Genomic DNA, 12,481 nt, shown 5'->3' on the forward strand with positions numbered 1-12,481 from the left:
GAATGTGAACGCGCGTGATGTCGAGCGCCCGGAAACGCGATCGTCTCTTGATTCGTAGAGACAAATGGCAGCCGGCGTCCCGACCACGCTCCACGGATGATCCGATTCACGATCAATTCTACACGACTGTGAAACGGATCACAGACCAGCGCAGCGAGATGGAGGACGCCAACTCCAGCACGTTGCGCCGACCCGGCGGCCTGTCCCGCACCAGGCCGCCGGGTCATTTGACCACACGGAGTTGCAACATGGATTTTTTGAATCATCTTGTCGCCGCCAGACTGATGAAGACGGCAGAGGGTTTTGAACGCATCGGCGCCCACGGTGCATCGCGGCGGCTGCCGGCTCCGACCCGTGCGCGGGCGACGAGCACACCGGCGCTCGGTCTCGTCGTCGACAATTCGGCGGGGAGCGAACCGGTGCCGGCGCTTGCCTGCCCGGACGATCAAGGTTGCAGCGCCGGATTGTAGGACCGCAACGCTCCAAACACGTCCCCGGGGGCGTGACCCCCGCCGGACCAGACCATGCGCCGGCAGCGGACGATCTCAACACGCCCTGCCGCAACGCGGCCGGCGCGGCGCCTAGCGCCAAAATGGCATCATCTCACGATCAAAACTCGCGCTTGCCACGGCTGGGAACAGCCGATAGCTTTTTTGAACCTTTCAAAGCGCGACGGATCATCGAGCATGTTTTCACGGCGGACCAGCCCCACGGGTGTGAAGGTGTCGAACGGGACGCCACGCGCGGCCCTCCCCGTCTCGAAGACGGTGCTGGTGGCGGCGGCAGCCATGCTGAGCGTCGCCGCGGCGGCGCAGGCGCGCGATCTCACGGTGGTGTCGTGGGGCGGCAACTATCAGGACGCGCAGCGCAAGATCTACTTCCAGCCGTTCGCCGCCAAGCTCGGCGCCACCGTGCTCGACGAGAGCTGGGACGGCGGCTATGGCGTGCTGCAGGCCAAGGTGAAGGCCGGGGTGCCGAACTGGGATGCGGTGCAGGTCGAGGCCGAGGAGCTCGAGCTCGGCTGCAGCGACGGCATCTATGAGAAGATCGACTGGAGCAAGATCGGCGACAAGAAAGGCTTCATCCCGGCCGGCGTGAGCGATTGCGGCGTCGGCGCCATCGTGTGGTCGACGGGCATGTCCTATGACGGCGACAAGATCAAGGATGGGCCGAAGACCTGGGCGGACTTCTGGGACACGGCGAAGTTTCCGGGCAAGCGCGGCCTGCGCAAGGGCGCCAAATACACGCTCGAATTCGCGCTGATGGCCGACGGCGTGCCAGCCAGCGACGTCTACAAGGTGCTGAAGACCAAGGAGGGCGTCGAGCGCGCCTTCAAGAAGCTCGACGCGCTCAAGGCCGACATCGTGTGGTGGGAGGCCGGCGCGCAGCCGCTGCAGCTCCTGTCATCCGGCCAGGTCGCGATGACCTCGGTCTATAACGGCCGCATCAGCGCCATCAACCGCACCGAGGGCAAGCATTTCGGCTTCGTGTTTCCGGGCAGCATCTACGCGGTCGATAGCTGGGTGGTGCTGAAGGGCTCGCCAAACAAGGACGCCGCGATGAACTTCATCGCGTTTGCGAGCCAGGCCGAGAACCAGGCCAAGCTGCCGGAATACATCGCCTATGGCCTGCCGAACATCGCCGCCGCCAAGCTGGTGCCGGAAAAATTCGCCGCCGAGCTGCCGACCACGCCGGACAATCTGAAGCAGGCGATCGCGCTCGACGTCGGCTTCTGGACCGACAATTCTGAAGAGCTGTCGAAGCGCTTCAACGCCTGGCTCGCGCGCTGAGGCTCGCCGCTTCAGCAAACCGGGCGCGCGATGATCGTCGTCGCGACGCGCGCCTGCCCTCCTCGTGCATGAGTCCCGGCGAGGTCCGCGCCGAAAGCCTCCGTCATGGATACCCCCTTCATCTCGTTCCGGCATGTGGTCAAGCGCTTCGCTGCGCTGACCGTGGTCGACGATCTCGATCTCGATATCGCGCGCGGTGAGTTCGTCGCCCTGCTCGGGCCCTCCGGCTCCGGCAAGACCACGCTCCTGATGATGCTCGCAGGCTTCGAGCAGCCGACCAGCGGCACGATCGAGGTCGGCGGCGCCAGGGTCGACGGGCTGCCTCCGCACAAGCGCAACATGGGCGTGGTGTTCCAGAACTACGCGCTGTTCCCGCATATGAGCGTGCGCGACAACATCGCCTTTCCGCTCAGGATGCGCGGCACGTCCAAGCCCGAGATCGCGCAGCGCGTCGCCCGCGTGCTCGACATGGTCAAGCTGTCGGCCATGGCCGAGCGCAAACCGGCGCAGCTCTCCGGCGGCCAGCAGCAGCGCGTCGCACTCGCCCGCGCCCTGGTGTTCGAGCCACAGGTGGTGCTGATGGACGAGCCGCTCGGTGCGCTCGACAAGAAGCTGCGCGAGCAGATGCAACTCGACATCCGCGACCTGCACCGCCGGCTCGGCCTCACCATCGTCTTCGTCACCCACGACCAGGACGAGGCGCTGACGATGTCCGACCGCATCGCCGTGTTCAACCACGGCAGGATCGAGCAGATCGGCACGCCGCGCGAGATCTACGAGCTGCCGCGCACGTCATTCGTCGCCGAGTTCATCGGCGAGACCAACCTGCTGGCGTGCAAGCTCGACGAGCACGCGGGCGAGGTGATGCGGCTGACGACAGACTCGGGCCTCACGCTGTCGGCGCATGCCGGCGCCGCCCGCATCGATGGCGGCAAGGTGCAGGTTTCGATCCGTCCCGAGGCCATCCGGATCAACGATCATGCAGCGGCGACCGCGAACCGCCTGACCGCGCGCATCCTGGATGCGGTGTATTTCGGCGATCACGTGCGTCTGGTCGCCACGGCCGGCGCGCAGCGGCTGATCATCAAGGGCGATCGTGCCGGTCAGGCCGCGGAGGTCGGCAGCGAGGTCGCGCTGTCGTTCACGGCGTCGGATGTCTGGGTGGTGGGATCATGCGACCAGACTTCCGCCAACGGTTGACGGCATTTCTGCTGCTGGCGCCGCTTCTGGCGTTCATGCTGTCGTTCTTCGTCGTGCCGCTGGTGACGATGATGAAGTCGGCTGTATCCGATCCAGTTGCGACCGAGTCCCTGCCCCGCACTCACAAGGCGCTGGCGCGCTGGGACCGCACGAGCGTGCCTCCTGCAACCGCACAGGCCGCGTTCATCGACGACATCCGCAAGCTGACCAATGACGAGCAGTTCGGCGATCTCGTTCGCCGCCTCAACAGCGCGCAGTCCGGATTCCGCAGCCTGCTCGGCAAGACCCGCCGCGCGCTCGACGGCACCGACGCGGTCGACCTAGCCGCAATCGACTCGCGCTGGAGCGAGACCCCCTATTGGACGACCATCGCCGAGGCCGTCGCCTCGCCCTGGACCGACAAGAACCTGCTCGCTGCCGTCGACCTCGAGCGCAACGCCGCCGGCAATATCGCTGCGATGCCGGAGGGCGCCTCGGCCAACCGCCTGATCATGATCCGGACCTTCGTGACCTCGGCGCTGGTGACGCTGGCCTGCATCCTCATCGGCCTGCCGTTCGCGATGGTGGCCGCCTCGGTCGACGGCTGGCGCCGGCAGATCCTGCTCGGCGCGGTGCTGCTGCCGCTGTGGACCTCCCTCCTGGTACGCACCGCGGCCTGGTATGTCGTGCTGCAGGACAACGGCCTGATCAACGCCACCTTGAAGGGGCTCGGCCTGACGTCAGCGCCGGTGCCGCTGATGTTCAACCGGCTCGGCGTCGTCATCGCCATGACGCATGTGCTGCTGCCGTTCATGGTGCTGCCGATCTTCAGCGTGCTGATCGCGATCCCGCGCAATCTGATGCCGGCGGCGGCCTCGCTCGGCGCGCATCCGCTGCGCGCCTTCGTCCACGTCCTGCTGCCGCTGTCGATGCGCGGCGTCGTCTCCGGCGCGCTGCTCGTGTTCATGGCCGCGCTCGGCTATTACATCACGCCCGCGCTGATCGGCGGCGCCAACGATCAGATGATCAGCTCGGTGATCGCCTACTACGCCACGGGAGCCGCGAACTGGGGCATGGCCGGCGCGCTCGGCCTCGTCCTGCTGGCGATGACGATCCTGCTCTACGCCGTCTACATTCGGCTGACCTCGGCCGAGGAGCAGCGCGCATGAAATGGCTGCCGCTCGTCAAGCTGCTGTTCGCGATCGCCGTCATCGTGTTCCTGCTCGGGCCGTTGATCGCGGTGCTGCCGCTATCGCTGACCGACAGCGTGTTCCTGAACTATCCCATTCCCGGCTATTCGACGCGCTGGTTTCGCGAGCTGGTCACCGCCGACTCCTGGCGGCTGTCGATCGTCAACAGCCTGCTGATCGGCGCGGGGACCACAGCCCTTGCAACGTTGCTCGGCACGCTCGCCGCGCTCGGCCTGCGCGGCAAGCCCGCCTCGCTGCTGTTCGCGACGCTTCGCACCGTGTTCCTGCTGCCGATGGTCGTGCCGGCGGTGGTGCTCGGCGTCGGCATGCAGCTGATGTTCTCGCGCTACGGGCTCACCAACACCTATCTCGGCGTCATCATCGCGCACACCGTCGTCGCCGTGCCGTTCGTGCTGGTCAACGTCTCCTCGGCCTTGCAGGGCGTCGATATCCAGCTCGAGCGGGCCGCCGCGAGTCTCGGCGCCTCGCCTGCCGTGGTGCTGCGCTCGGTGACGTTTCCCATCGCGCTGCCCGGCATGATCTCCGGCGCATTGTTCGCTTTCGCGACGTCGCTGGACGAGGTGGTGCTGACGCTCTTCGTCGCCGGCCCCAATCAGCGCACCCTGGCGCGGCAGATGTTCGCCACCATCCGCGAGAACATCAGTCCGGCGATCGTCTCGGCGGCGGCCGTGTTCATCGTCGGGACGATCGTGCTGTCGCTCGCGATGCTCGCGCTCCGGCGGCGGATGACGTGAGGGAAGGCACCGGTCCGTAGGGCGGATGAGCGCAGCGTAATCGGCCGCCCCGTGCGCGAACAGCCGCTATGCGCACAACAGCCGGAATGGCGGATTACGCTGCGCTCATCCGCCCTACGGCTGCCCTACCCCGCCTTCACGTATTTCCGCCAATTGTGCGCTTCCTTGAACCCGAGCACCTCGCGCGTCTTGCGGTTCGACAGCGGCGCCTCGTCGTCACCCATCTCGCGGGTCACCGGCACATTCGGGCAATAGCGGCGCAGCAGCTCGCGCGTCGGAACGGTGGCCGTGACGGTGTCGTTGACCGCGTTGAAGACCTGGAAGCCGAGCCCGTCCTTCTCGATCGCCAGATGCACGATCTCGCCGAGGTCGCGGGCGTCGATATAGGACCACGCATTGCGCTTGCGCGACGGCGGGTCGGCGAGGAAGCGCGGGAACATGTCGTACTCATGCGGCTCGATGACGTTGCCGATGCGCAAGCAGTAGATGTCGATGCCGTAGCGCATGGCGAACGCCCGCGCGGTCTTCTCGTTCACGACCTTGGACAACCCGTAGGAATCCATCGGGTCGGTGTCGTAGTCCTCATCGAGCGGAAAGCTCCTGAAGTCCTTGTCGCCTTCCGCAAAGCAGACGCCATAGGTGGTCTCGCTGGAGGCGACGATGATCTTGCGGACGCCGAGCTTCGCTGCGGCCTCGATGACGTTGTAGGTGCCGATGGTGTTGGCGCGAAAGGTCTCGTTGTCGGGCTCGATCAGCACCCGCGGAATCGCGGCGAAATGCACGACGGCATCCGGCGCCTGCGGCGGCCGGCCGGCGTTGAAGCCTGCAAAGCCGAAATGCGTGGTCAGCGCGTTGAAGGCCTGGCCGCTGTCCGTCAGATCGGCGATCAGCGTGCCGATGCCGGGGTGATCGAACGGCTTGAGGTCGACGTTGAGCAGCTTATAGCCCTTGCTCTGCAGATGCGGCAGCACATGCCTGCCCGCCTTGCCGGTCCCCCCGGTGAACACCACGCGCTTGGCTGTCATTGAGCTCGTCATCCCCTGTGAGTGCGTGATCGCTTCTAGCAGTTTCCAGCGAAGCTGCTCCACAAGGAACTTGCAGCGTCGCGCGGGACGCGGCCTGCTCTCAATGCCGCGTGGAAGCCTATTGCCGCACTGCGTTGATAGCTCCGCCTCCCGACGGGTGACGTCAGGCCAACCGCCCGCGGTCCAGCCTGCGCGTCATTCTGCCGATCCGAAATCGCCTCCCATCGCGACACGGCAATCTCTGGATGCGTCGCCGGCACATCACCCGATCGCGATGCAAACGACGATCATTCGCAGAATTTTTTCGGCGCTGAGTAGCCAAGTTTCCCATTTTCGGATAGGTAATATAGTGCGGTCACAATGTATTGGGACGGCAGGTTCGTCCCTGAAGGGATATTGTCATGAGATTGTCGTCGAGTGTCGTCGCGTCCTCGGCTGCCGCCGTGCTGGCAACCGTCCTGCTGTGCGGTCCTGCCGCATCGCAAATCACACCAGGCTCCGCCCCCTCGCTTCCGGGCGTAACGGTCGACGCACCGAAGCAGGCGACAAAGCTCCAGAGGTCGAAGACCACGGCCGACACCGGGATCTTGCGCCGCACGCGGTCGACGGCGTCGTCGACGGCGCGCGCGCCGTCAGTTGCGTCGGACTCCGTGGAAGCCAGGATCGCCAAGCTGGAGAGAGCCGCCAGCAGCTGCAACGGCGGCTGCGAGACCAGCTTCAAGTCGGGCAATGCGCCTTGGGTCGGATGCAGCTTGTCCGGTCAGGAATTTTCGCATTTCGATACGACCTGCTCCGACACCCTCAGGTACAAGCACTACGCGGACTGTGCGGAGACCAAGGCGTTCCTGGGCTGGGATCGCAACAAGGTCTGGCTGCATTGCAGCAGCCTGCTGGCCGGCGGCAAGTTTCAGGTCGCCGAGATCAAGCGGTTGAAGCGCGCCCAGTAGTTTGATGGCTTCACCTCTCGGCCTCATCTGAGGTCAGCTCCTGTGAGGTGACGTCTGGCGGCCTGCGCTTGCGGCAGGCCGCATTGTTTGCAGGCCGGCTGGCATGTCGGCCTGTGAAGGCCCGTAGGCCGAGGAGTCGAGCACGCGCATGCGGCGAAGCGCTCGCCCAAGGGCGCCGCTTTCACGCGAAGATTTTTTCACGCGAGGACGATGGAAAGCCGGTCCATGAGCCCTGCTGCAACGATCCGGCGCCTGCGGGCCGACGATGTGGCATGCTTCAAGGCCCTTCGTCTGGAGGCGCTGACGATCAGCCCGGAATCGATGGGCAGCACCTTCGAGCTGGAGAACGGGCTTGGCGTCGAATGGTTCGCCAGGCGGCTTGAGGACACCCACACCCTCGGCGCCTTTCGAGACGGCGAGCTTGTCGGCACGCTGGGCTTCGTCGTCCAGCAGGGGCCGAAGCACGCCCATAAGGGCCGGCTGTTCGGCATGTACGTTAAGCCAGCCTTTCGACGGAGCGGGCTCGCGCGCCTGTTGGCGAATGCCATCCTGGATGTCGCGCGCGAGCAGGTCGAGATCGTTCAGCTGATCGTCGTCCAGGACAATGTGCCGGCGCGACGGCTCTACGAAAGCATCGGCTTCGTGGAATTTGGCCTGGAGCTGAAAGCCGCGAAGGACGGCGGCCGATACTACGACGAGGCGCACATGGCGCTCGACTTCAGTCGTGCGGCTGACAGCACCTGACAACCGAGCTGCTGGGATCGGTCGGTTCTCCCATTCAAGGCGATGGCGGCATGGGCCGCAGTCACGAGCTGATGAGATGCGCGCAGCACAGGGGAGCCCGACATCACGATCACCTTCGGACGCCACCGGCCGCTGATCCAGACCCCCTGGGACGAAGCGGCCGTTCGGGTCGCGATCGACGACATTGCAGCCGACACGATCGCCCAGTTCGATCCCGACAATTTCTGGCCGGCCCATCCCAGCGACGACGGGACGGCAGACGGTGACCCCAGTTTCTACAAGGGCGCGGCGGGGGTGATCTGGGGGGCTGGACTACTTGCTCCGTATCGGTGCGACAGGCCGTGCGAAGGACTTCCGCCCCGTGCTGTCGAGGCTAATGGAGCGGACGGTCATCGATCACGCAGCCAACTCGCCTGCCGACTACGAGAAACACGGCTCGCTGCTCCGTGGCGAGGTGGGGGCCGCCCTTCTCGCCATGCGGCTCACGCCACTGTCGAGCCTCGCCGACCTCATTCATTGGCACGCCGAGAAGAACGACGAACTGCCGATCCGGGCAGCTGATGAATTCGTTCCTTTGCACTTGCTCGCTTCGAGACGCCTGACGGCGGGGCTGCCGGCAGAGATTGCGACGCGTTTTGATATTGCTTTGGCTGTTGGCAAGGCGCAATCTGATGACACTGGATGGCCGACTTTTCGTTGGCCTCACGATTTCACCAAAACATTCTTTTCTGGCCCCTTCAATCTCATTCGAAAAGGGAGAATTGTCGTGAGACTTGCGATTTTTGTTGTCGTGGCCCTGTTGGGATCTTCGGGCGCGGCTTTCAGTGAGGCGAGCGATTGCAATATCGAAGCTTTCAAGGCGATGCGCATCGAGGATTCTTCCCTTGCAGTCATGCTCGCCCAACTCAAGTTGATCAATGAGGCGAACTATGAAGAGGCAAAGAAGTCTGCCTCCGCAATCATCCCCGAATATTTCGCTGGAGATTTCAAGAGCTTCGCGGCAAAGCGCGCCAGCATGTACCAAGAGACGCGGTTCAACTATAGCGTTGACGAAGCGAAGCATCTGGTGACGTCGGGCGTCGATGAAAATGGCCTTGCCGCCTACACGGCCTGCCTTCAGTCGAGATCGCCCCTGACCGCTGTGGTGACCAAGAGCCCCAGCCAGCAGATCGTCAGCTTACGAATCCGCTTCGAGCCTAAGAGCGCGATCCCGAACCCCAATCCCCTCATCATTCAGGTCATTGGCGGAGAGTCGTTTGGCGTTGTCGGCGACCAGAAAGACAAGATCGTCGAGGCTAGCGTCGGTCCCGGAGAGCGGATCTACGTCTTCAAGCGAGTACCAAACTCGGAATTTGTCGCCGTCGTACAGATGCCGTCGCTCAGTCTCGCTGCAAATGACGTTTCGTTACCTCCACCACCGGTCTTGAAGGAGATCGTGCAGACAAAAAGCATATCGGTCAATGGCGGACCTATGCATCTCGATCATCCTACAGGCGCGCCGGTCGGCAAATCAGCAGGCCCGGTGCAAACATGCGCTGCGGCGGACGCAGGTTGGGAGCTGATACCCGATACCGCTGCTCTTTCCTTTTCCGAAACACGTCCGGGGTGCTTTACCGGAAAGAGCGCGGTCGCCGACGAAAGCAAGGTCTGCTTCAACGTGACGCTCAGCATCAACGCGGGTGACTCCTGCGACGTCAATTGGACCGTCTCCACCAAACAGCGTCGCACCGTGAAGGTGTTTCAATAAGCGTGCGGCTCCGGATCTCGCAAGAAGGCGGTTGGATGGCGATCAAGCACTGAGCGACCGTCCCACCGTCGGCCTGGCGCTTGGCACGGCGCTCATTGCCGCGGCAGGAGCGACCGTCCTACGCCACTGCGATGTCCAGCATTTGCCGCCGATCGGCGGTTTCGTCGTCCTGCTCGGGCTTGCCGCCGCCGCGCCTGAGGAGACCGGGCGGCCTTCGTCCAGCCGGGACTTTCGCGTCCAATGCCGGTCAGCATCTGTGCTGAGATGAACCTTCTGCCTGCTGCCTTGACCTACTCAAGGGCGGGAGGAGATCGAGGTCGCAATGACGGCTCTGACCAAGGCATTTCATAAGGCATTTTCCGAAGCATCCGACAGTACGAAACACGAACTGCTCAAACAGTTCCTTCTGCTCTGTGCCGCCATATTGCTGGTGTCGGCGATGGCGCTGACCTACGGGACGGATCTGAGCCACGGCTTTTTCTGATCGGTCTTTTCTTGCTCCGCGTCGGTGAACGGCGGCCGGTGATCGGCATACCCATGTTTGCCGCGGGCATGAGCGGAACGCCCGGCCTATCGCGCCTCGACGAGCGCCGCGAGCTTCGCGAGCGCCATCCGCCAGCCGGCCTCGTTGTCGGCGGGCGATACGCCACGGGGCAGTCCATCATGCGTGGCAAGGAGTTTGGTCCCGCCATCCGCATCGGCGAGCGTGATCGTGATGGTCATCTCGCCGCGTAGCGCAGGATCCGTGGTCTCGAACTCGTCCACTTCGACAACCTGCTCATTCGGGACGAGCTTCACAAAGCGACCGCGATACGTATCCGTGTGCGCCGTCGTCTTGCCGGTCCCGGTCGGCACGTCATAGGTAAGCGAAATCCGCAACGCGCCGCCTTCACGGGCGTCGAACGCATGCACGTCGCAGGTCATCCCGTCCGGCACCTTCCATTTTGCGATCGCGCGCGGATCGAGCAGCGCTCGATAGACCGCCGACCGAGGCGCGGCGATGTAGCACCGTATCGAAAGGGTCTCGCGCATGTTCATTCCCCGCGGACCTTGGGCATCGTCTCGAGCCATCATCCGATAGGACCGATGGTGTACCGACGGCAGGCTTTTGGATAGGCTGGTTGCCAATCATGCGCCCCGCGGCCTGCCTGCCTGACGCGACCGACGGACAGCACCCGAGAGCCCGACACGATGATCACCCTGGGACGACATCGGCCGCTGGTCCAGACTCCCTGGGACGAAGCGATTGCCCTGGCCGCGATCGAAGACATCGCGGCCGATGCGATCGCCCAATTCGATCCCGATCATTTCTGGCCGGCCCACCCCAGCGACGACGGGACCGCCGACGGCGATCCCAGCTTCTACAAGGGCGCCGCGGGTGTGATCTGGGCCCTCGACTACCTGCATCGTGTCGGCGCAACCCGAGCGACCAAGGATTTCCGCCCCGTGCTGTCCAGGCTGATGGAGCGGACGGTCATCGACCACGCAGCCAATTCGCCTGCCGACTACGAGAAACATGGCTCGCTGCTCCGTGGCGAGATGGGGGCCGCCCTGCTCGCCATGCGGCTCACGCCACTGTCGAGCCTCGCCGACCTCATTCATTGGCACGCCGAGAAGAACAACGAGCTGCCGATCCGGGAGCTGATGTGGGGCCTGCCGGGGTCGATGGTCGCGGCGGTCCACATGGCGGGGATGACCGGGGAAGCGCGCTGGCGCCGCCTGTTCGAGGGGCAGGCGGCCCGGCTGTTGGCCGAGTTGGAGGACACCCCGCAGGGGCCGCTCTGGACCCAGGATCTATATGGCGCCAAGGACCGCTTCCTCGGACCCGTTCATGGTTTCGCCGGCAACGTCATCCCGTTGTTGCTCGGATGGGACTGGCTGACGGCGGCACAGCAGGCTCACGTGGCCGCCTTCGTCCCGAAGGCGCTCGCGGCGAACGCATGGCGCTACGACATCGGAACCACATGGGGACCGCGAAGCAAGCGCGAGAAGCGGCTATTCCTCTGTCAGCACTGTCATGGTGCGCCGGGCATGGTGACGACCTTCGCCGACGCGCCGTTCGCGACGCCGGACTTCGACGCGCTGCTGCTGGACGGCGGACGCTTCACCTGGGCCGCCGGACCACTGACCAAGGGCTCGAACCTCTGCCACGGCACCGGCGGAAACGGCTACGCCTTCCTCAAGCTCTATCGCCGCACCCACGACCCGGTTTGGCTCGACCGCGCGCGCCAGTTCGCGATGACCGCCATCGTGCAGGTTCGCGGCGGCCAGATGGTCGCCGGCCGCGGACGCTATTCGTTATGGACCGGCGACGTCGGCCTCGCCGCCTACCTCTGGGATTGCATCACCGGAGAGCCACGGTTTCCGACGATCGACGTGTTCTGAAGCAAGTTGGGGACTGCTATCAATGTCTGTTTCGAGCAAGGAAGAGACAAGCACGATATCATGATGTAGGTCTTCCTGATATTCAGCTTTCGTGTGAACGAGACCTTCGCCCTTGAAAGTCGCCGGTTGTTTGTTCTGGCTGGCGAGATGGCAGGTGGGCAGATTCAGGCCGGCATGATCGTCAGCGTGCCGCTAAACTCTTCGCTATCTATCTCTGCCCCCATTCACAGCATCGAATTTGCCCGTAGAACCGGTGGGCGAGACGATGTCTGCCTCTGCATTGCCTATGAAGACTCTGATGAACTCGAAATATGGAAGGGACTTGATCTCAAAAACGAGATGGTAAAAGTCGTACCTGCGGCACACTCCGTCTAACCCTCTTGCTGGAGGTCGTTCGCATGACAACGGCGACCTTCCAATAGAGTGCGCCAAGTGCTTTCGTCCGGTTCAGATCGGGGAGCCGGTCTTGTCGGCATTGGCGCGCGGTCGTCTCTTTGCCCCTCATCCGCATCCAGATCGCCTAGGCCAGAAAAACTCGTTTTGACTGCGGCCTCAAACACATGTCTCTGTCCAGTCTCCCGAGCATGAAGATTCTTGTTTCTTTTTTTCAGAATTCATGCTTCTATCTCCCCGTCCCGTCTCACAAGAGGGGCGCTTCGCGGTCGTCACGAACGTCGAGGCGGGATGCGGTGGGCGTGTCGATGTTGCAGCGTGGCTGA

Annotated in this window: 14 protein-coding genes; 11 read left to right on the top strand and 3 right to left on the bottom strand. The window is 64.0% G+C overall.

All coding sequences use genetic code 11. From position 1 onward, the window contains the following. The first annotated feature begins 17 nt into the window (after positions 1-17). The 5 genes from QX094_RS05795 (at position 18) to QX094_RS05815 (ending at position 4,914) form a co-directional block, all read left to right on the top strand. Entirely contained in the window at positions 18-470 is a 453-nt protein-coding gene (locus tag QX094_RS05795; protein WP_316171323.1) for a hypothetical protein, read from the top strand. Positions 471-788: 318 nt separating this feature from the next. Then, positions 789-1,790, top strand: a complete 1,002-nt coding sequence (locus QX094_RS05800; protein ID WP_316168077.1) for an ABC transporter substrate-binding protein — start codon at positions 789-791, stop codon at positions 1,788-1,790. A gap of 105 nt (positions 1,791-1,895) precedes the next feature. Beyond that, a complete protein-coding gene (locus QX094_RS05805) occupies positions 1,896-2,990 on the top strand; it encodes an ABC transporter ATP-binding protein (RefSeq protein WP_316187675.1) in 1,095 nt (364 codons plus the stop codon). 35 nt (positions 2,991-3,025) lie between these two features. Beyond that, positions 3,026-4,138, top strand: coding sequence for an ABC transporter permease (locus QX094_RS05810; RefSeq protein WP_316188196.1), 1,113 nt, complete (start codon positions 3,026-3,028; stop codon positions 4,136-4,138). Further along, positions 4,135-4,914, top strand: a complete 780-nt coding sequence (locus QX094_RS05815) for an ABC transporter permease (protein ID WP_315753338.1) — start codon at positions 4,135-4,137, stop codon at positions 4,912-4,914. The genes QX094_RS05810 and QX094_RS05815 overlap by 4 nt, the downstream gene beginning before the upstream one ends. Before the next feature lie 125 nt (positions 4,915-5,039). Here QX094_RS05815 and QX094_RS05820 read toward each other — a convergent pair whose 3' ends face one another. Together QX094_RS05820 and QX094_RS05825 are read right to left on the bottom strand one after the other, a co-directional pair. Next, entirely contained in the window at positions 5,040-5,939 is a 900-nt protein-coding gene (locus QX094_RS05820) for an NAD(P)-dependent oxidoreductase (RefSeq protein ID WP_316184248.1), read from the bottom strand. Positions 5,940-6,294: 355 nt separating this feature from the next. Then, the gene (locus QX094_RS05825; protein ID WP_316184250.1) at positions 6,295-6,660 is read right to left on the bottom strand and encodes a hypothetical protein; all 366 of its coding nucleotides are present in this window, start codon (positions 6,658-6,660) and stop codon (positions 6,295-6,297) included. A gap of 31 nt (positions 6,661-6,691) precedes the next feature. On the opposite strand from QX094_RS05825, the gene QX094_RS05830 reads away from it, so the two are divergent. The 4 genes from QX094_RS05830 to QX094_RS05845 all read left to right on the top strand — a co-directional run bounded on the left by QX094_RS05830 (position 6,692) and on the right by QX094_RS05845 (position 9,861). Then, positions 6,692-6,886: a hypothetical protein gene (locus QX094_RS05830; RefSeq protein ID WP_315716598.1), complete on the top strand. Its 195-nt coding sequence runs from the start codon at positions 6,692-6,694 to the stop codon at positions 6,884-6,886. A gap of 225 nt (positions 6,887-7,111) precedes the next feature. Continuing rightward, a complete protein-coding gene (locus QX094_RS05835; RefSeq protein WP_316184252.1) occupies positions 7,112-7,630 on the top strand; it encodes a GNAT family N-acetyltransferase in 519 nt (172 codons plus the stop codon). A 376-nt stretch (positions 7,631-8,006) separates the two neighbouring features. Next, the gene (locus QX094_RS05840; protein ID WP_316184254.1) at positions 8,007-9,377 is read left to right on the top strand and encodes a hypothetical protein; all 1,371 of its coding nucleotides are present in this window, start codon (positions 8,007-8,009) and stop codon (positions 9,375-9,377) included. A gap of 322 nt (positions 9,378-9,699) precedes the next feature. Next, positions 9,700-9,861, top strand: coding sequence for a hypothetical protein (locus QX094_RS05845; RefSeq protein ID WP_315716595.1), 162 nt, complete (start codon positions 9,700-9,702; stop codon positions 9,859-9,861). 86 nt (positions 9,862-9,947) lie between these two features. On the opposite strand, the gene QX094_RS05850 is transcribed toward QX094_RS05845, so the two are convergent. After that, positions 9,948-10,409: an SRPBCC family protein gene (locus QX094_RS05850; RefSeq protein WP_315810752.1), complete on the bottom strand. Its 462-nt coding sequence runs from the start codon at positions 10,407-10,409 to the stop codon at positions 9,948-9,950. Positions 10,410-10,568: 159 nt separating this feature from the next. Here QX094_RS05850 and QX094_RS05855 point away from each other — a divergent pair, with 159 nt between their 5' ends. Both QX094_RS05855 and QX094_RS05860 read left to right on the top strand, forming a co-directional pair. Beyond that, complete coding sequence (locus tag QX094_RS05855) at positions 10,569-11,762, top strand: LanC-like protein (RefSeq protein ID WP_316184257.1); 1,194 nt, start codon at positions 10,569-10,571, stop codon at positions 11,760-11,762. Between the two features lie 93 nt (positions 11,763-11,855). Further along, on the top strand, positions 11,856-12,137 hold the full coding sequence (locus tag QX094_RS05860; RefSeq protein WP_316187676.1) for a hypothetical protein: 282 nt from the start codon (positions 11,856-11,858) through the stop codon (positions 12,135-12,137). The last annotated feature ends 344 nt before the right edge of the window (positions 12,138-12,481 follow it).

Source organism: Bradyrhizobium sp. SZCCHNS1050 (genome assembly GCF_032484785.1).
Classification (GTDB): domain Bacteria; phylum Pseudomonadota; class Alphaproteobacteria; order Rhizobiales; family Xanthobacteraceae; genus Bradyrhizobium.

Excerpts from the sequence above, each read along its gene's own strand:
- QX094_RS05795 (WP_316171323.1), top strand. The coding sequence starts at position 18 with ATGTCGAGCGCCCGGAAACGCGATCGTCTCTTGATTCGTAGAGACAAA.
- QX094_RS05800 (WP_316168077.1), top strand. The coding sequence starts at position 789 with ATGCTGAGCGTCGCCGCGGCGGCGCAGGCGCGCGATCTCACGGTGGTG.
- QX094_RS05805 (WP_316187675.1), top strand. The coding sequence starts at position 1,896 with ATGGATACCCCCTTCATCTCGTTCCGGCATGTGGTCAAGCGCTTCGCT.
- QX094_RS05810 (WP_316188196.1), top strand. The coding sequence starts at position 3,026 with ATGCTGTCGTTCTTCGTCGTGCCGCTGGTGACGATGATGAAGTCGGCT.
- QX094_RS05815 (WP_315753338.1), top strand. The coding sequence starts at position 4,135 with ATGAAATGGCTGCCGCTCGTCAAGCTGCTGTTCGCGATCGCCGTCATC.
- QX094_RS05820 (WP_316184248.1), bottom strand. The coding sequence starts at position 5,939 with ATGACAGCCAAGCGCGTGGTGTTCACCGGGGGGACCGGCAAGGCGGGC.
- QX094_RS05835 (WP_316184252.1), top strand. The coding sequence starts at position 7,112 with ATGAGCCCTGCTGCAACGATCCGGCGCCTGCGGGCCGACGATGTGGCA.
- QX094_RS05840 (WP_316184254.1), top strand. The coding sequence starts at position 8,007 with ATGGAGCGGACGGTCATCGATCACGCAGCCAACTCGCCTGCCGACTAC.
- QX094_RS05845 (WP_315716595.1), top strand. The coding sequence starts at position 9,700 with ATGACGGCTCTGACCAAGGCATTTCATAAGGCATTTTCCGAAGCATCC.
- QX094_RS05850 (WP_315810752.1), bottom strand. The coding sequence starts at position 10,409 with ATGCGCGAGACCCTTTCGATACGGTGCTACATCGCCGCGCCTCGGTCG.
- QX094_RS05855 (WP_316184257.1), top strand. The coding sequence starts at position 10,569 with ATGATCACCCTGGGACGACATCGGCCGCTGGTCCAGACTCCCTGGGAC.